Origin of the sequence: Treponema vincentii F0403 (assembly GCF_000412995.1) — a bacterium.
GTDB lineage: Bacteria > Spirochaetota > Spirochaetia > Treponematales > Treponemataceae > Treponema > Treponema vincentii.
Window position 1 is genome coordinate 147098 of record NZ_KE332514.1, and the last position, 19170, is coordinate 166267.

Genomic DNA, 19170 nt, shown 5'->3' on the forward strand with positions numbered 1-19170 from the left:
GGATGTCTTAAAAGTCGTTGCTTTTTCGCCATCCACGAAGATTACCGGTTGGCGTGCGGTGTGCGCAGCTAACCGGCTTTAAGTTTGAGGACGAAGTAGGATGGAACGGCTTTTTATCGAAGTGCGGCGGATGCGTGCGGTTTTATGTCGGTATATGATGTATATGCTTATTGCCGCTTCGCTGCTGCACACAAGCTGTTCCTCCGCTGAGACAATTGAAATTTCCAATCAGATAACGAAGGAAGCTTACCTGAGTCACATAGTGAAGGCGGGTGATATTCTTTCATTTGAATGGGAACATTCATTTGAACATGTCTTGTGGAAAGAATTTTATCGGGTAACCGATGAACATACTTTTAAACTCTTTACCATTGCCGTTCAAGGTTTCGGCGCCGGCATTCCGGCCGAAATGGATTGTACCTATCGATATGAGGATGGGTTCATCTATATGGAAAATATAGAAGGAAGCGTGTTTAAAGAGTTTAATTGGATTCATTCGCAAACGCAACTCAAACAAATAACCCTCAACGATACCGTGCTTATATGGGGTACAGAACTTCCCCAAAGAGCAAAAATACGGCTTGCCTTACAAAGGAGTACATCTTGGCTACAGAAAATACCGTAGATCAGCAGGCTCTATTGGAAGAATTTGAACGGGAAAGCAGAACCAGAAACTTTGTTAACCCGATCTTTGCAAAGCTTCTCAAATGGACTGCACTGTTGGTTACCTTTTACCATTTGGCTTATGCTTCCGGTTATATCCGGCCGGAGACATTGCGCCATCGTTCCATCCACGTCGGTATGATTTTATTTATGACCTTTGCAATTTACCCTGCCTTTAAAAGATCGAGCAGAAAGGTTATCGCATGGTACGATTACATACTGATGATATTATCCGTTGTCATTCCTGTTTATATGTGGGTAAATTATCAGGCTATCATCGATAGAGTAGGGGATGCAAACCTGACCGATGTCATCATGGGTACGATATTGGTTGCGTTGGTGATAGAGGCCGCGCGGCGGATTACCGGTTGGGCGTTACCGATTATCGGGATTATCTTTATGATCTATGCGCTGATGGGCGCACGGCAGGGGCTTATTCCGATAAACGTACCGGGGCTGTTCCTGCATAGAGGTTTTAAATGGCCTAAACTGATCGGACACCTCTTTTCAAACACCGAAGGTATTTACGGAACATCGGTCAACGTTTCTTCAACGTATATTTTCTTATTCATCGTATTCGGCGAGATTATGAATAAGTGCGGAATGGGGAAATTCTTTAACGATATCGCTATCGGTTTGGCCGGCCATACTAAAGGCGGCCCTGCAAAGGTAGCCGTTATTGCGGCAGGGTTACTGGGAAGTATCAACGGGTCGGCAATTGCGAACGTCGTTACGACCGGTTCGTTTACCATTCCTTTGATGAAGAAAATCGGATACAGCAAAGAGTTTGCCGGTGCGGTTTCGTCGACCGCATCAGTAGGAGGGCAGCTGTTGCCGCCGATTATGGGCGCGGCTGCCTTTATCATGGCGGAAACGCTCGGCATTAAATACAAAGAGATTGTCGTTGCGGCGGCCATTCCTGCGCTCATTTACTATTTGGGTATTATCTTTCAGATCCAGCTGCGGGCGTCGAAAGATAAACTGGACGGTATGCCGAAAGACCAACTACCTAAGGTAAAAGAAACGCTGAAGATGTACTGGCATCTGACCATTCCGATTTTATTCTTGGTTTATATGCTGTTCTTCAGCGGTTATACCGTTATTAAAGGCGCTTTTTTAACGATCCTTTTAACCATTGTTATTGCGCAGCTTAAAAAAGAAACGCGCATGAGCTTGAAGGACATAGAGGATGCGTTTGTCGCTTCCGCAAAGTCGACGGTATCGGTGGCGATTGCCTGTGCCTGTGTCGGTATCGTTATCGGAGTGTCGAGCTTAACCGGTTTTACCATCAATATGGCAAGCGCGATTATCTCGCTCGGCGGAAAGAGCTTGCTTTTGACGCTGGTCTTTACGATGGTAACCTGTATGCTGCTTGGCATGGGGTTGCCGAGTATTCCCGCGTATATCATTACGGTAACGATTGCAGCGCCTGCGCTCATCGAGCTGGGGATTGTGCCTTTGGCGGCTCATCTGTTCTGCTTCTACTTTGCAATGTTCGCCAATATTACGCCGCCGGTTGCGCTTGCCTCGTTTGCGGCCGCAGGTATATCGGGCGGTAATCCGATGAAGACGGGCATCGTATCCATTAAGCTGGCGCTTGCCGGTTTTATTATCCCGTATATGTTCGTCTACAATAATCAGCTGTTATTAATGGATACGAATATTTTGCAGGGTATCCAAGTTACGATTACCGCATGCGTCGGTGTCTTTTTAATCAGCGCCGCTGTAGAAGGGTATTTCCATACAAAGGCAAATATTCTTATGCGGCTGCTTATGCTGGCAGGAGCATTCCTGCTTATCGACAGCGCCTTATTAACCGACCTTGCCGGTGTCGGCATCTTTGTCGCTTCCATCTTTATTCAGCGCATACTCGCGCGGAGAGAGGCACGGCGCGCTGCTGCATAGCGGTAAGTATATGGGGCATCTTTAAAAAACCGAGTTTTTAGAGATGCCCCATCAGCAAAACTGAAACATCGCAGCTTATCTATGTTTTTGCTGCCGGCTAGTTCAGCCGGCCTGTTTTCCAATGCCAGAGCGGTTTTGAAAGCGTGGATGAAAAGGTTTGCACGCGGTTAAAATCGGGAAGCCAGTCCAAATCGCTCACCAATTCCTGATAAAACCCGTCGTCGATGTTTAAATCTTCAAGAAAGGTACGCAGTGTGAGGTCTTCCGATTCGTTGAGCAGGCGGTTTGAAAAAACGTCGATGTGCCGTGCCTTAGGATTCGCCGTGATGGGTGTATACTGTGTCATCAGCGAAAGCAATGCCTTGCCTTTGAGTTTTTGTGCAAACCACCGAAGAACCGCCTGCGAATCCTCCAATTTTCCCGGAAGTGCGAGGTGCCGTACGATAACGCCCGACAGCATTTTTCCGAACGGATAGCGCTCATCGGGAGGTGTAATGATGAGGGGAGAAAGTCGTGCCATTGTCTCGATTGCGGTGCACGCTTGTTCGGGATAATCGGGTGCGGCAAAAACACGGCGGGAGGTTTCGGTGTTAAGCGTTTTCAGGTCGGGCAGCCAGCCGTCGACCGCATCCGCAATCGATTTGAGCGCTTCCGCCGTTTCGTACGCGGAGGAATTCCATACGACGGGAATGGTTAAGCCGTGCTGTTTTGCTGCACGGAGCCCCGCCCCCAAAGCAGGTACCGCATGGCTGCCCGTAACGATGTTGATGTTTTCCGCTCCCGCTTCCTGCAGCATCAGGCATATTTCAATAAATTCCTGCTCGGTTACCGCGCGCCCCATTCCGTCTTGTGAAATTTGAAAGTTCTGGCAAAAAACGCAACGGAGATTACAGCCTGTAAGGAATATCGTTCCCGAACCGCCCGCGCCGCTGACAGGAGGCTCTTCACCGAAGTGCAAGCCGGCCCACGCAATGCGCAGCTCTGCCGTTTCTCCGCAAAGGCCCCGCTCTCCGGCGTTTCTATTTACTCCGCAGCGCTTGGGGCATGCAGTGCAATTCTCGTATTCTGCGCAGCAAAAATCCCGTATCACAGTATTGTTCCTATTCGAGCTTATGCCGTTCAACCATAACGCTCATAATAGTGCTTACGGTGTGCATGTCGAGCGATTCTGCCGCAGCCGAAATAATCGCGTGTAATTCTTCCCAGTCCTCATCGGAAAAATCCATATCGCTGCCGAAGCTGCCGTCAAAGAGCGAAAAGACGGTATAGAACCAATCGGCTGCTTTCTCCTTTGTATCGTGGATATGTGCTTGCAGCCAATACGCTGCCGCATCTTCCGCTAACGGCAGCAAACTTTTATCGTAATTGCGAATGGTCTGAACAAAAAACGAACTCAGTTCTTGCCGGAATGCCGAATCGGATAACTTTTCGATTCTCCGCCGTGCATCGGCATAAAATTTTTCAAGGATATTCATAGAACCGTTACTATAAGAAAAAGCCCTATAAATGACAAGAAGCGTGTCGTATTGTTGTAAAAAATTGTATGGAAACACTTATATCAAATTATGTTAAATTGTAGTATTCCATTAGGTATTATAATAGTATAATATAAGGACGCTCTAAAAATTTAACCGAATTTTTAGAGGCTTTCTATAGCTGAATATTGCGGGTTAGCTCTCTCAAATTATTAAGATTATTAAGAAGCGGGAACTTTTCTATGCGTAAAGCTTTTATCATTGTAACGGGAATACTCTTTACTCTTTTATCGGCAGCGTGCCGTCCGTTTACGGCGGATATTGGCAGTTATCTCGGTTATTGGTCAAGCGAGGCGTTTGTCGTAAGCGCAGATATAAACACTGAAACACAAAATGATGCAAGCGGGATGGTAAGCGTTGCTTCGGCGAAAGACGTTATCATTACGCTGAAAGTTCAAAATCCCAAGTCGTTTAAACTGGTTATGCCGTCGGCTTCCGAAACAAGAAATATCGTTGACTTTGCTCAGCTTACGGGAACAAAACCTGTAGTCGATAGCGATTACACGTTAGAGCAGCCTGATGATGACCGCAAAGTGTTAACGCTCACGTATAAGGCCGGTTTTCTGCAAAACTCCGAATGGGGCGAAAAAGATGTGTCGTCTACGATTACCCTCTATGCCGATGACGGCAGAGAATTTAAGCATCCTTATACATTTAAGATAAAAGCAAATACACCGCCTGCGACACCGGGCTTTACCGTTGCAAAGACAGCCGGTACTCCTGCTTACTATGTGCTGTGCATCACCGTACCGGATATGGATAAGAAAGTGCAAGGCAGCAGGCTTTTGCACAAGGACATTACCCGCATCGAGGTAAATGGGACGCCGTATCCGTTCTCGGTGAACGAGGCAGAGAATAGATTTGAAAAACCCGAAAGCGGTCTCTTTATGAGCTATTCCGCTGTAGAAAAGCTCGATGATTCCGATGCTGCTGATGTCCCGTCCGGCGGCTGGGTTCTGTACTATAAAACCGATGTTGAAGTAAGAGAAGGAGCTGCAAAAAAAGACTATACGGTGCGGCTTGCTGATGCAAAAGGCTTAGTTTCCGGCATATTGAACGCAAGTACCAAGCCGAACAAGGCAGAAGTGGAAAAGGTGGATATTACGAAGGGTAACATTTTCGGTTCCGGAAGCGGAAACAGCGAGGGCGACCCTGTAATTATTGCCTGTGATAGCACCGGAGCAGAGCTGAAAGTTTCTTCTGCGACGGCAGGTGTTACGGTGCATGGTACGCTGACCGCCGGCACTGCGGAGTCTACTCAATACAACGGCAATCCCATAACCGTGCCGCTTCCGTTAAACGGCGCCGGTGAAAAGACCTACAAGCTGGAGTATTACACGGACGGAGAAGGATTTGCCAGAACGGACGTAAAGACAGTCTACTATAAGATACTGAAAGGATATACGGTAACCTTTGATGCAAATAGCGGCACATATCCGGGCGGCACTACCGCGGTTTGCAAGCACGTGCTGTACGGCAGTACGGTGAGCGAACCCGATCCGCTGCCGGTAAAACAGGGTTATTATCTCCCCGGTTGGTATCGGACTGCCGATGGTTCGGGACAAGAATGGAACTTTGCAGACGACACGGTAACAAACGATATAACGCTGTACGCCGACTGGGCTGCCGGCGAGGGAACGAAATACAAGGTAGAACACTATCGGCAGAATATCGCGGATGATAATTATGAGCTTGCCGATACCGAGAATAAGACCGGTACAACGGAGGGAAAGGCCGGTTATAGTCCCAAAACAGGAGCAGAAGCATATCCGGGCTGTGAGTATGATTCTACACTCACGAGAATAAACGGCGTGGTACAGACAACCGGTTCTATAAACGCAGACGAGAGTACCGTCGTGCAACTCTATTATAAGCGGAAAACATATACCGTAAACTTTAGCGTAGACGGCTCAGGCGGCACTATCAGTGCGGCTGTTACGGGCGGTTCTGTAACCTCAACAAGCTCCGCTTCGGTAAAACACGACGGAAGCATATCCTTTACGGCGACGCCCGAAACGGGGTATGCAGTTGCAGGCTGGACGGTTTCACCGGGCAGCTTTACGTCGGGCGCCAATATCGATCAATCGGCAACGCTTTCCAATGTAACAGCCGGTGCAACCGTTACGGTGAAGTTTTTTGAGAATACAATAAACGGGGCAGCCGGTCCCAATGAGGCATGGAAAAAACTTAGAAAAGCGGTAAATGAAGCTCCTGCCGGCGGAACCATCGTCATAAACGGGGAAATTAAGGCAACGAATGATGCCGACAACAACGGCGAAATCCTCGTCAACAAGAACCTGACGATTAAACCGAAGAACAACGCCGGCGTGCTCGACGCAAACAAAAAGGCAGACGGTAAACCTGCGCACCGCATCTTCAAAGTATACGGCGCGGGCGTAACGCTCACGCTTAAAGACCTGACGCTTACAGGCGGCATCGCGGAAACGTCGGGGGATGCTTTAGGCGGCGGCATTTCCGTTACAAACGGCGGAAAACTGACGCTTCAAAACACAACGATAACCCACTGCCAAGCCAACTACGGCGGAGCCGTGCTCGTAGACGGTTCATCATCTTCCGTAACGATGACCGGCGGGGAAATTACCGGCAATACCGGAAAATTGGGCGGCGGAGGCGCGTATGTGCATGAGGGAACCTTTACGCTCGGTACCGGCGCGTCGATTAAAAGCAATATAGCCGAAGGGTCTAACGGCGGAGGCGTATACGTCGATACATACGGAACGCTCAATATAAACGGCGGTTTCATTCAATCGAACAAGGCGACACAATCCGGAAGCGCGGTCGGAAACGGCGGCGGCGTGTATGTATTCGGAAACACTGGCGACAAAGGCAAAGTCATTATGACCGCAGGCACCATCGGCGGAGACTCTGCTTCCGACGGCAACACCGCAGGATTTGACGGCGGCGTGTACAGAGGAGTGGGCGGCGGCGTGTACAGCGAGGGCGGCACATTTGAAATATCCTCCGGCGAAATTAAAAGCAACAACGCCAATAGCGGCGGCGGCATCTATGTAAAAGGCGCGGGCGCAACGCTTACAATGAGCGGCGGTAAGATTTCCGCAAACAAAGCGGTAACAGACTCGTCTGCGCCGAGCGGACAGCAAGGCGGTGCGGGCGGCGGCATTGTGATTGATACCGGCGCAAAGCTGACGATTTCCGGCGGCGCTGTCGTCGGCGGAAGTTCCGATGCCGAGGGCAACACCGCACAATACGGCGGCGGTATCTACCTGATGAAAGGGAGCGAGAAAGCCGAGATAACCGGCGGCAGCATAGCATACAATAAAGCCGACACCGGCGTCGGCGGCGGAATCGCCCTGATGCAAGGGGGTGCACAAGCTGAAATGACCGGCGGCAGCATAACATACAATAAAGCCGACATCGGCGTCGGCGGCGGCGTGTATATTGGCGATAACAACTCCGCCACCCGCTCTTTGTTTACGTTGAAAGACGGAAACATTAGCTATAATGAGGCAAAAGGCGCCGGCGGTGTTTATGCGTCCGGTGACTTTACCATGGACGGCGGCGTTATTGAGGGGAATAAGGCAATAGGTGATTCCGATCCCACGAGCAATACCGGCCGCGGCGGCGGTGTTGCCATCATAGCTGCTACCATGAATATGACCGGCGGCGAAATAAAAAACAATAACGCCCTAGAGGGCGGCGGCGGAGTGTCTCTCGGCCTCAGTGGAGCTAGGGACGCGGTGTTTAATATGTCCGGCGGTACCATCAGCGGGAATACCCTTACCGAAACAACGGGAACAGGCAAAGGCGTAGAGTTTTTCACTGAAAGTACTGAGCATGGCGGTATTCACTATTACACGATAATGAAGATGTCCGGCAGCGCAAAAGTTGCTCAGGACAACGATGTGTATGTGAATGAGAGCAGAACGATTACCGTTGAAGGTGCACTGGAAAATAATCTCGCTGCGGTCATCACGCCGAAAACGTACGGCGGGGACAGGCAAGTGCTTGAGGGAACGGCGGCGCTTTTAAGCTCGGAACACGCCAAGTTCAAAGTAACGCCGAAAGACTTAGGCGGCGGCAATACACAGCAGTGGCAAGTGGATAACGACGGAAAACTGTGCACAGAGACCGTCACCGTTACCGGTTCGGCATCTGAAAGGTGGAAAAAGCTTAAAGAAGCCGTTAGAACTATTGCCGACGGCGGAGCCATCGTCATAGACGGGGAAATTAAGGCGACGAGTGATACCGACAACAACGGCGAAATCGTTATCAACAAAAACATCAGCATAAAAAAAGCGCATAGTGCAGCTTCCGCTGTGATTGACGCAAACTCAAACGCACACCGCATCTTCAAAGTGGAAAGCGGCAAAACGCTCACACTTGACAACCTGACACTTAAAGGCGGCAATGCAGTAGGAGCAACCGATGCAGCGGGGAGCGGCGGAGCAATTTTTGTACAGGGCGCAACCGTCAGAATAACAAACTGCACACTTACTGGCAACAAAGCGGATAAAAACGGCGGTGCAGTGTGGGCAGAAAAGAAGGATAGCTCTACCGCTAAGGTGATAATCAACAGCAGCATCATCGGCGGCACGGGGGGAGACGGAAACAAGGTAACCGATCAAGACGGCTTCGGCGGCGGCATCGTTATCAACGATGGCACCTTAAATCTTACCGATACCCGTATTATCGGCAACAAGGCAGGGCGCGGCGGCGGCGTTCGTACAAATAAGTCAACCGTCACAATGACAAGGTGCACCATTGAGTCCAACGAGACGACCGGTATCAACAACGACGACGGCGGCGGCGGCGTGTATACCCACGAGGGAGAGCTCACGATGACAAACTGTATCCTTACGGGTAACACGGCAAATGGAGCAGCATACGGCGGTGGCATGGCAATTGAGGGCACAACCGTCACCATGACAGGCTGCGCTCTTAAGGGTAACACGGCATCGAACGGCGGCGGCATCTATACGAGATATTTAGACGACACAGTAACTCCTAAAACTGCCGTAACAATTGACGGCGGTACCATCGGCGGTACGCAATCAGATGAGGCAAACAAAGCAACCGGATCCTCCGACGGATTCGGCGGCGGCATCTTTGTCGATAAAAACTACATTGTAACGCTTAAAGGCAGCGTACAGGTTATCGGCAACACGGCAAAGGACGGCGGCGGTGTGTATGCGGGTGAAAACAGTACATTTAAGATGTATGACAGCTCCATTGCCAATAATACAGGAACCACTGGGAAAGGCGTGTATGTAAAAGGCGGTGATGGTACTCCGTCCAAGATAGACGCTGTCTTTATCATGGGCGGCGCAGCCTGTGTTGGGAAATGGGTTACCGGTACCCTACAGGATGGAAATGATGTGTATTTAGGAGAAAACGGTGGCAGCGGCAATCTCGTCAGCATAAAAATTGACAAAGATAAGCCTATAACGCAGCCGAAGGCTGCCCGTATTACTCCGAAGAACCATGCCCCCGATGAAATTGTACTAAGAATGTGGAACAGTTTGGACAATTCCAGTCCTACGACAGGAGGGGTTTATAATGATAAGTTTACGGTAACGCCTCAGACTTTTCCTGCTCAGCAATGGGAAGTAACCGGCGACGGTCAGCTACAGAGGAAGCCGTGAGGAGACAATTCATAATTATGAATTATGAATTGCTCTCAGGCGCGGCATGTCGCGGGTTGCGACAATGTCGATGCCGGTATGCAGTACATCGGGGATAATAACGGCTCCCGTTTTAACAGGCGCCGTTACCGTTATTTTATTGATTTCTTCCATCACCTGAAAAATCATGCCTTTGGGAATAGGTGCGGCAGTTTTAACGGGGAGCGCCGCTAAAAAGCCGTTTTTAACATATACCGTCGAGCTGATATTTCTTCGGGGGTCTTTCATTTCCTGCAAGCCGTATTCAAGGCCTCGCTTACAGCTATAGCCTTCTATTGTGTAGGCGCCGTCTTTTTCGGTTGCACGGAGCCTACACCCCATAGGGCAGGAAACACAGGTAAATTCTTTCATAATGTGTCAAGGCAGGCGATTCCCGGCAAGGTTTTACCTTCCAAGAATTCGAGCGAGGCGCCGCCGCCGGTAGACACGTGGCTCATCTTATCGGCAAGGTGGAACTTATTGACGGCTGCAACGGAATCCCCTCCGCCGACTACCGTTATTGCTCCTTTCGCGGTTGCTTCCGCGACAAGGCGGGCGACTGATTCCGTACCGTGAGAAAAAGCTTCAAATTCAAACACGCCGACAGGGCCGTTCCACACAATAGACTTTGCGTTTAAGATTTCAGCCTTGTATAATTCGATTGTTTTAGGCCCTACATCCATACCCATCAGCGAATCGGGAATATCGCAGCCGTCTACGCTTTCCGGTTTTGCATCGGCGGCAAAAGAGGCGGCGCAAATGTGATCTACCGGCAGGATTATTTTAACGTTCTTTGCCTTTGCATCGGTTAAAAGTTTTTTTGCCGTGTCGATAAAATCATCTTCCACCAAAGACTTCCCGATTGAATGGCCTTGTGCTTTCAGAAAGGTGTATGCCATACCGCCGCCGATAATCAGCGCAGCCGCATTCTTTAAAAGGCTATCCAGTACAGCGATTTTTGAAGAAACCTTTGCACCGCCGATGATAGCGACCATCGGTTTAGGCGGATTTTTTACCATCGGTTCGATGTATTTGATCTCTTTTTCCATCAAGAAACCTGCAACTTTTACCTTCATAAATTTTGCGATGGTCGCAGTCGACGCATGAGCACGGTGCGCGGTACCGAAAGCGTCATTGACATATACATCGCCGTAGGATGCAAGCTCTTTAGCAAGCGCTTCCTGTTCCGCACTGTCCTTCGATGTTTCTTCGGGATGAAAGCGCGTATTTTCCAGCATTAAAATGCCGCCTTCGGGCAGCGCATCGACCGCCGCTTTTTGTCCCTTGCAGGAATCGGCAAGCCGGACGGGCTTTCCCAACAGTTTTTCCAGATAGACCGCAACCGGCCTCATCTTATGTTTGCCGGCAATGTAAGCTTCTTTATCAAAAGGCTTACCGTCCTTAGCCGCTTTTTCTGCAGCTTTCTTTGAATCCTTTGCGGGATCTCCAAGGTGGCTCATCAACACGAGCGAACGCGGTTTTTGCTCTAAAATATATTTGATGGTCGGTAATGCCGCAACGATTCGCGTATCGTCCTGCACAACCCCGTCCTTCATCGGCACATTAAAATCAACTCGCATGATAACACGCTTACCGTGAAGATCCGTATCTCTAACCGTTTTAACCATTGTATTCCTCCGTTATTCCGTTATGATGACCGGCACGCTCCGGTAGTCTCATATCCGATAAAAATATAACCCGTTATATAAAAAAATGCAAGAATAGGTTCTTCGCAGGATTTAGGCATCAGACTTCTTTTGAATATTGCCCGTAAAATAAATAGGCTGTTCAACCAGAATTTCGCCGCTTTGCGTCTCAAATGGTCTCACAGTCTATTTATTTTACGAAATATAATTTACCCATCTGATGCGTAAAGCCTTCTTCTAAAAAATAATGCACTAAATTTTGTTCAAAATTTAGTGCGAAAGGAAAGCATACGTATCAGACTTCTTTTGAATATTGCCCGTAAAATAAATAGGTCTACAGCACGATATTAAGGTGATCGATATCAAGTCCCGATTTTGCTTCAAAGTACCGTTTCAGTTCAAGCGTTTTCTTCCGCTTTTCTTCGGGGTAATGACCGTATCTTTTTTTAACGTCGGCGATGCGTTCATCTACCGGCACGGAACGGTTAGGAAGTGCAATACCGTCGCAAAGCTGAATAAGCAGATCATAATCGTCATAGCGGTACCCGGCAAGTAAACGTTTTAATTCCTCCAGCTGATTCGCCGGAATGTCGATTTTGCCGATATAATCGCTTATGTCTTGTCTGGCAAAAGAATGGGTAATGCAAATGCGCGCCGCTTCATCATAGCCGAGCGCAGTGAGATAACGGTATCCGTCTATCACATGTGCGATATACGTTACTCCTTCTCTTCTACCGATGTCATGCAGTAAGCCGAGAACGTATGCTTTTTCGGGATCCATTCCTGCGCACCGTTCCGCTATTTTGTAAGCGCACTGAGCCGTTACAATAGAATGATCTTTCCATTGCCCCTGATTTCGGGCATATCCTTCTTCCAATAGTTTCATCGCTTCTTCTTTTGCCGGCAGCATAGTTCCGTATTCCTTATGAAATTTTTATTTGTACGAGGGTTTAATACCCCAACGCTCTGCGTCGTGGTTGTTGATTTGCACCGTTTTTAAGACGTCCTTCATATTCATCGGCTTATTAAAACTCAACAAGCACTGCATTCGTTTATAGACAAGAAAGCCAATCCTTCTGAGCCTGATCGACTCCTGTCCACACAAAGCCGTGGAACCCAAGCTTTTTCGCTGCAGTGATATTCCGCTCAAGGTCGTCGAAAAAAACAGCCTCATCTGCACGGATGCCCAAACCTTCAAGACAATTCCGATAAATTTCCGGTTCCGGTTTTATCAGGTGCAAGCGGCACGAAAAACACGCATAATCGGCGGCAACAAAGGGAGAAATTTCTTTTTCATATCGATCTAAAAATTGATACGGCATATTGGAAAGAATGCCCAGCTTGAAGCCTTGTTTTTGAATATTCAGTGCCCACTCGCATACTGCGTCATTTAAAACTCTCCAAGCTGCTAAATCTATATCTACCAGTTTTTTCAGCAAAGCTGCATCCTCAGCCTCTTTCGTATAGCCGTTTTTTTGCAGTAGGCGGCTGTACATTTCTTCACCGCTGATAATGCCCCTATCAAAATCATTGCGGTGTATGTTGCATAGACTCCCGAATGCTTCCGCCGGGAGACCTGTTTCGGCAGCCATTACCGCATCGATAGCTTCAGTATCGGTTAAAGAAATAACATTGCCGTAGTCTAAAATCAGTGCTTTAATCATGAAAGGCTCCTTGATAAAATTTTAAAATTCTGTAAAACAATATAACGAGAAATTCAAAGGTATGAATAGTAGGAAAGTGTGAAAATAAATTCGATTTTCATTTATGAAAGAAATATGGGCATCTCTAAAAACTCGGTTAGTTTTTTAGAAGATGCTTCATCAGCAAAGCTGATGACGAGTTTTAGTTTAAGTTTTTATAATGTAGTGACTTAAACTAAAACATCGCAAATTACATCTAAAGAAAACCTCTAAAAACTGAGGTTTTTAGAGGTTCCTATATGAATAAACTGAAAAATATGCCAGCAAAAAAAAACGAAAAAAACGTCAAGCGTCTATTGACAGGTAGAGTGAATATATGATATTGTCCTTGCCGTTGCACCGCTTCGCTGTCCCGCAGCGAACGATGCAGCAAGAATGAAAAGCGTTAAAGTTTTGCTACTTCCTTCTATATATAGATAGTGTAAAGCTGAATAAACTTCTCATGGTGTTTTGCAAGACCGCATCCTTTTTTTTTGGGGTATTGAGGTTTTGCGAAACGGTTATACCTTGAATGGTTTTTCTTTTTCTATTCACCGGCGCTTAGCGATAAGCGATGAAAAAAAAGTTGAAAAAAAGAAAAAAGACGCTTGACAAAACGAACGGTTTTGTGATACATTCTTTTTCGCTTGCGGCGCACTGAAACAGCACGCTTCAAGCGCATTGGTCTTTGAAATAAAAGGGAAGGGAAAGAAGAAAAAGCCAAAGAGCAAAATCTTTGGTAAGGAAAATAAGCGTAGAACAAAGAATAGAGGAGAAAGGGAAGTGTAAAGCGATGTAATAGTTGCTTTATGTAATTATTTCTTTTTTTTCTCAAGGTCAACGTTCCTAAAAATAAGAAACGGGACTTGCTTAAAATTATGTAAATCAGACGCCCTTCGGGGTGTTTGAAATAAAATAATGGAGAGTTTGATCCTGGCTCAGAACGAACGCTGGCGGCGCGTCTTAAGCATGCAAGTCGAACGGCAAGAGAGAAGCTTGCTTCTCTCCTAGAGTGGCGGACTGGTGAGGAACACGTGGGTAATCTACCCTTAAGATGGGGATAGCTGCTAGAAATAGCAGGTAATACCGAATAGTCTCAATGGTTCATAAGAAGTATTGAGGAAAGGAAGCTACGGCTTCGCTTGAGGATGAGCTTGCGTCCCATTAGCTAGTTGGTGAGGTAAAGGCCCACCAAGGCGACGATGGGTATCCGGCCTGAGAGGGTGATCGGACACATTGGGACTGAGATACGGCCCAAACTCCTACGGGAGGCAGCAGCTAAGAATATTCCGCAATGGACGGAAGTCTGACGGAGCGACGCCGCGTGGATGAAGAAGGCTGAAAAGTTGTAAAATCCTTTTGTTGATGAAGAATAAGGGTGAGAGGGAATGCTCATCTGATGACGGTAATCGACGAATAAGCCCCGGCTAATTACGTGCCAGCAGCCGCGGTAACACGTAAGGGGCGAGCGTTGTTCGGAATTATTGGGCGTAAAGGGCATGTAGGCGGTTATGTAAGCCTGGTGTGAAATCCTGGGGCTTAACCCTAGAATAGCATTGGGTACTGTATAACTTGAATTACGGAAGGGAAACTGGAATTCCAAGTGTAGGGGTGGAATCTGTAGATATTTGGAAGAACACCGGTGGCGAAGGCGGGTTTCTGGCCGATAATTGACGCTGAGATGCGAAAGTGTGGGGATCGAACAGGATTAGATACCCTGGTAGTCCACACTGTAAACGATGTACACTAGGTGTTGGGGCAAGAGCTTCAGTGCCAAAGCAAACGCGATAAGTGTACCGCCTGGGGAGTATGCCCGCAAGGGTGAAACTCAAAGGAATTGACGGGGGCCCGCACAAGCGGTGGAGCATGTGGTTTAATTCGATGGTACGCGAGGAACCTTACCTGGGTTTGACATCTAGTAGAAGGTCTTAGAGATAAGGCCGGGTAGCAATACCCTGCTAGACAGGTGCTGCATGGCTGTCGTCAGCTCGTGCCGTGAGGTGTTGGGTTAAGTCCCGCAACGAGCGCAACCCCTACTGCCAGTTACTAACAGGTAAAGCTTGAGGACTCTGGCGGAACTGCCGATGACAAATCGGAGGAAGGTGGGGATGACGTCAAGTCATCATGGCCCTTATGTCCAGGGCTACACACGTGCTACAATGGTTGCTACAAAGCGAAGCGAGACCGTAAGGTGGAGCAAACCGCAAAAAAGCAATCGTAGTTCGGATTGAAGTCTGAAACTCGACTTCATGAAGTTGGAATCGCTAGTAATCGCGCATCAGCACGGCGCGGTGAATACGTTCCCGGGCCTTGTACACACCGCCCGTCACACCATCCGAGTTGGGGGTACCCGAAGTCGCTTGTCTAACCTGCAAAGGAGGACGGTGCCGAAGGTACGCTTGGTGAGGAGGGTGAAGTCGTAACAAGGTAGCCGTACCGGAAGGTGCGGCTGGATCACCTCCTTTCTTAGAGAAAGGTAATACTAAAAAATGCTTTGTAGTTGTACACAAAGCTTCCGCTTACTTTCCTTCTTCTTTCCCACCTTTTTTTATACGGGCCTGTAGCTCAGTTGGTTAGAGCACTTCTCTGATAAGGAAGGGGTCATTAGTTCAACTCTAATCAGGCCCATTAACAGCTGAGTAAATAGCTGAAATCTTTATTCCGCTTGAATAATCGGAATAAAGAAATTGTTCTTTGAAAGATGAGGGAAGGGAAAGAAAGACTACTTGAAGGTGAGTTTTCTTGATATTAAAGGGGAAATGAGCTGGAGGGTAGGAAAATAAGGTGAAGAGAATAAGCTTAAGATAGCTGTGGAATTGAGTTTTTTCCGGTAAGGGGAAAGATGAGAGGAAAGAGCTACGTTTAAGAAGAGAAAATAATATGGTCAAGCGAAGAATAGGTTTATGGTGGATGTCTTGGAGCCGACCGGCGAAGAAGGCCGTGATAAGCTGCGAAAAGCTTCGGGGAGGAGCACATATCCTGTGATCCGGAGATAGCCGAATGGGGTAACCCGATAGAAGTGATTCTATCATTACGCTCTTGAATAAAATAGAGAGGTAAAGCAATACTGAGTGAACTGAACCATCTAAGTAACTCAAGGAAAAGACATCAAACGAGATTCCGAAAGTAGTGGCGAGCGAAATTGGAAGAGCCCAAACCCGGTAAACGGGGGTTGTAGGGCTGCACGGGCTTACGTACAGCAAGTTTAGAAAGCGAATGTATAGCGGAAAGGTTTTGGGAAAGCCTGACAGAGAGGGTGAAATCCCCGTACGCGAAATACAGTCGTCTTGCCGGTGCAGTACCTGAGTACGGCGGGACACGAGAAATCCTGTCGGAATCCGGGTCGACCACGATCCAAGGCTAAATACGAGTTGGCTACCGATAGCGGACAAGTACCGTGAGGGAAAGATGAAAAGAACCCCGGTGAGGGGAGTGAAATAGAACCTGAAACCATAAACCGACAAGATGTTACAGCCCTTTATGGGTGGTAGCGTGCCTTTTGTAGAATGAGCCTGCGAGTTACGGTATGTAGCGAGGTTAAGGAATAGGAGTTCCGGAGCCGGAGGGAAACCGAGTCTGAATAGGGCGGAAGTAAGTTGCATGTCGTAGACCCGAAGCCAGAGTGATCTAGTCATGAGCAGGTTGAAGCAGCGGTAAAACGCTGTGGAGGACCGAACTACAATCTGTTAAAAAAGGTTTGGATGACTTGTGACTAGGAGTGAAAGGCTAAACAAACCTGGAAATAGCTGGTTCTCCCCGAAATGCCTTTAGGGACAGCCTTATACAAAATTACCGGAGGTAAAGCACTGGATGGACTAGGGGGCTTCACCGCCTACCAAACCCAATCAAACTCTGAATGCCGGTAATCAACGTATAGGAGTGAGACTGCGTGCGACAAGGTTCGTAGTCAAAAGGGAAACAGCCCAGACCGTCAGCTAAGGTCCCGAAATACTGCTTGAGTGTAAAATGAAGTGTGGATACAAAGACAGCCAGGAGGTTGGCTTAGAAGCAGCCATTCCTTAAAAGAGTGCGTAATAGCTCACTGGTCGAGTATACATGCGCAGATAATGTAACGGGGCTAAGCAGTATACCGAAGCTACGGGTCTTATGCATTAAGCATAAGGCGGTAGGGGAGCATTCCATGGACTGATGAAGGTGTACCCGTCAGGGGCACTGGAGGGGATGGAAGAGAGAATGCAGGTATAAGTACACGAAAAGAAAGGTGAGATTCCTTTCCGCCGAAAACCTAAGGTTTCCTGGGTAAAGGTCATCTGCCCAGGGTTAGTCGGCCCCTAAGACCAGGACGAAGGTCGTAGTCGATGGGAAATCGGTTCATATTCCGATACCTTTTATAATTTCGATGGCAGGACGCATGAGGCGACCCCCGGCCGGAGAACGGTTGTTCCGGTCGAAGCTTTCAAGCCGTTATAAAGGATAGTAGGCAAATCCGCTATCCAAGGTGAGAGGTGACAGCGAGTGGATCGATGAGAGAAGCGAAGCGGGGATGAGTCATGGTGCCGGGAAATACTGTCTAAGGTTAAGATTATAAAAGACCGTACCGTAAACCGACACAGGTAGGTAGGATGAGAAATCTAAGGCGCTCGAGAGAACTCGCGTTAAGGAACTCGGCAAAATGCACACGTAACTTAGGGAAAAGTGTGGCCTCTGTTTAGTAATGAGTGGAGGTAGCATAAAGCAGGCCCAGGCGACTGTTTATCAAAAACACAGCCATCTGCGAATCAGTAATGAGACGTATAGGTGGTGACACCTGCCCGGTGCCGGAAGGTTAAGAGGAGCGGTTAGCAGTAATGCGAAGCTGTCAATTGAAGCCCCGGTAAACGGCGGCCGTAACTATAACGGTCCTAAGGTAGCGAAATTCCTTGTCGGGTAAGTTCCGACCCGCACGAATGGTGTAACGTATCTGGGCACTGTCTCAACGCGAGGCTCGGTGAAATTTATATACCGGTAAAGAAGCCGGTTACCCATAGTTAGACGGAAAGACCCCGTGAACCTTCACCGTAACTTACTATTGGGACTTGGTTTATCATGTGTAGAATAGGTGGGAAACTGTGAAACTTGCTCGTTAGGGTGAGTGGAGTTGAAAAGTGAAATACCACCCTTGATGAATTAGGTTTCTAACCCGTTCCGTGAAGCCGGAATGGGAACAGTGGTAGGCAGGCGGTTTGACTGGGGCGGTCGCCTCCTAAAAAGTAACGGAGGTGCGCGAAGGTCTCCTCACGTCGGTTGGAAATCGACGCAGTGAGTGTAAAGGCACAAGGAGGCTTAACTGCAAGAGTGACAGCTCAAGCAGATACGAAAGTAGGTCTTAGTGATCTGGCGGTAGCGAGTGGAAGCGCCGTCACTTAACGGATAAAAGGTACTCCGGGGATAACAGGCTGATTTTCCCCAAGAGTTCACATCGACGGGAAAGTTTGGCACCTCGATGTCGGCTCATCGCATCCTGGGGCTGAAGTAGGTCCCAAGGGTTTGGCTGTTCGCCAATTAAAGCGGTACGTGAGCTGGGTTCAGAACGTCGCGAGACAGTTCGGTCCCTATCTGCTATGGGCGTTGGATATGTGAGAGGAGCTGCTTTTAGTACGAGAGGACCGAAGTGGACGAACCTCTGGTGTACCAGTTATCCTGCCAAGGGTAAGTGCTGGGTAGCTAAGTTCGGAAGGGATAACCGCTGAAGGCATCTAAGCGGGAAGCCCGCCTCAAGATTACATATCCCTCGGGGTTTAACCCCGCTAAAGACTCCTTGCACACTACAAGGTTGATAGGTTGCAGGTCTAAGCATAGTAATGTGTTCTAGCCGAGCAATACTAATAAGTCGTGAGGCTTGACCATATTATCTTCTCTTCTTTATCTCCTTTACTGTTCTTTCTTTCCACACGCTTAACGTACTTAATATAATAAAGCGCTTCCCACTTATTTAATAAATTTCGTTCCTTTTGTTTCGTCTTTTATTGCCCGGTGGCCATAGTGGAGAGGTCATACCCGTTCCCATCCCGAACACGGAAGTCAAGCTCTCATTACGCCGATGATACTGCTCTTTCAGAGTGGGAAAGTAGGTAGCTGCCGGGCTTTTTTTATCCTC

At 48.2% G+C, this 19170-nt stretch carries 9 protein-coding genes, 1 tRNA gene and 3 rRNA genes; 7 read left to right on the forward strand and 6 right to left on the reverse strand.

Going from position 1 to position 19170, the window contains the following annotated elements:
* The first annotated feature begins 100 nt into the window (after positions 1 to 100).
* Positions 101 to 625: a DUF1850 domain-containing protein gene (locus HMPREF1222_RS12275; RefSeq protein ID WP_016519654.1), complete on the forward strand. Its 525-nt coding sequence runs from the start codon at positions 101 to 103 to the stop codon at positions 623 to 625.
* Positions 604 to 2568, forward strand: coding sequence for a TRAP transporter permease (locus HMPREF1222_RS12280; protein WP_016519655.1), 1965 nt, complete (start codon positions 604 to 606; stop codon positions 2566 to 2568). The genes HMPREF1222_RS12275 and HMPREF1222_RS12280 overlap by 22 nt, the downstream gene beginning before the upstream one ends.
* Positions 2569 to 2665: 97 nt before the next feature.
* Here the strand turns inward: HMPREF1222_RS12280 and HMPREF1222_RS12285 are convergent, their stop codons facing one another.
* Positions 2666 to 3658: a radical SAM protein gene (locus HMPREF1222_RS12285; RefSeq protein WP_016519656.1), complete on the reverse strand. Its 993-nt coding sequence runs from the start codon at positions 3656 to 3658 to the stop codon at positions 2666 to 2668.
* Positions 3659 to 3668: 10 nt separating this feature from the next.
* Positions 3669 to 4043: a hypothetical protein gene (locus HMPREF1222_RS12290; RefSeq protein ID WP_016519657.1), complete on the reverse strand. Its 375-nt coding sequence runs from the start codon at positions 4041 to 4043 to the stop codon at positions 3669 to 3671.
* Between the two features lie 242 nt (positions 4044 to 4285).
* On the opposite strand from HMPREF1222_RS12290, the gene HMPREF1222_RS12295 reads away from it, so the two are divergent.
* Positions 4286 to 9727 carry an InlB B-repeat-containing protein gene (locus HMPREF1222_RS12295; RefSeq protein WP_016519658.1) on the forward strand — a complete coding sequence of 1814 codons (5442 nt, stop codon included), beginning with the start codon at positions 4286 to 4288 and terminating at the stop codon, positions 9725 to 9727.
* A 15-nt stretch (positions 9728 to 9742) separates the two neighbouring features.
* On the opposite strand, the gene HMPREF1222_RS12300 is transcribed toward HMPREF1222_RS12295, so the two are convergent.
* From HMPREF1222_RS12300 to HMPREF1222_RS12315, 4 genes are all read right to left on the reverse strand, one after another.
* On the reverse strand, positions 9743 to 10117 hold the full coding sequence (locus tag HMPREF1222_RS12300) for a DUF1667 domain-containing protein (protein WP_006189580.1): 375 nt from the start codon (positions 10115 to 10117) through the stop codon (positions 9743 to 9745).
* The gene (locus HMPREF1222_RS12305) at positions 10114 to 11373 is read right to left on the reverse strand and encodes a phosphoglycerate kinase (RefSeq protein WP_016519659.1); all 1260 of its coding nucleotides are present in this window, start codon (positions 11371 to 11373) and stop codon (positions 10114 to 10116) included. The genes HMPREF1222_RS12300 and HMPREF1222_RS12305 overlap by 4 nt, the downstream gene beginning before the upstream one ends.
* A 352-nt stretch (positions 11374 to 11725) precedes the next feature.
* A complete protein-coding gene (locus HMPREF1222_RS12310; RefSeq protein WP_016519660.1) occupies positions 11726 to 12301 on the reverse strand; it encodes an HD domain-containing protein in 576 nt (191 codons plus the stop codon).
* Between the two features lie 142 nt (positions 12302 to 12443).
* Positions 12444 to 13055 carry an HAD family hydrolase gene (locus HMPREF1222_RS12315; protein WP_016519661.1) on the reverse strand — a complete coding sequence of 204 codons (612 nt, stop codon included), beginning with the start codon at positions 13053 to 13055 and terminating at the stop codon, positions 12444 to 12446.
* A gap of 933 nt (positions 13056 to 13988) precedes the next feature.
* Between HMPREF1222_RS12315 and HMPREF1222_RS12320 the strand changes: the two genes are divergently transcribed.
* From HMPREF1222_RS12320 to rrf, 4 genes are all read left to right on the forward strand, one after another.
* Positions 13989 to 15538, forward strand: a 16S ribosomal RNA gene (locus HMPREF1222_RS12320).
* Between the two features lie 89 nt (positions 15539 to 15627).
* Positions 15628 to 15701: transfer RNA gene (locus HMPREF1222_RS12325), tRNA-Ile, on the forward strand.
* Between the two features lie 254 nt (positions 15702 to 15955).
* Positions 15956 to 18920 (forward strand): 23S ribosomal RNA (locus tag HMPREF1222_RS12330).
* Positions 18921 to 19042: 122 nt separating this feature from the next.
* Positions 19043 to 19157: ribosomal RNA gene (rrf, locus tag HMPREF1222_RS12335) — 5S ribosomal RNA — on the forward strand.
* Together the 16S, 23S and 5S rRNA genes with 1 tRNA gene alongside form the textbook arrangement of a ribosomal RNA operon.
* Positions 19158 to 19170 lie beyond the last annotated feature (13 nt).

What these genes read in the sequence shown, in the direction of transcription:
- HMPREF1222_RS12300 (WP_006189580.1), bottom strand. Translation starts at nt 10,117, where the DNA reads ATGAAAGAATTTACCTGTGTTTCCTGCCCTATGGGGTGTAGGCTCCGT.
- HMPREF1222_RS12290 (WP_016519657.1), bottom strand. Translation starts at nt 4,043, where the DNA reads ATGAATATCCTTGAAAAATTTTATGCCGATGCACGGCGGAGAATCGAA.
- HMPREF1222_RS12305 (WP_016519659.1), bottom strand. Translation starts at nt 11,373, where the DNA reads ATGGTTAAAACGGTTAGAGATACGGATCTTCACGGTAAGCGTGTTATC.
- HMPREF1222_RS12315 (WP_016519661.1), bottom strand. Translation starts at nt 13,055, where the DNA reads ATGATTAAAGCACTGATTTTAGACTACGGCAATGTTATTTCTTTAACC.
- HMPREF1222_RS12275 (WP_016519654.1), top strand. Translation starts at nt 101, where the DNA reads ATGGAACGGCTTTTTATCGAAGTGCGGCGGATGCGTGCGGTTTTATGT.
- HMPREF1222_RS12295 (WP_016519658.1), top strand. Translation starts at nt 4,286, where the DNA reads ATGCGTAAAGCTTTTATCATTGTAACGGGAATACTCTTTACTCTTTTA.
- HMPREF1222_RS12310 (WP_016519660.1), bottom strand. Translation starts at nt 12,301, where the DNA reads ATGCTGCCGGCAAAAGAAGAAGCGATGAAACTATTGGAAGAAGGATAT.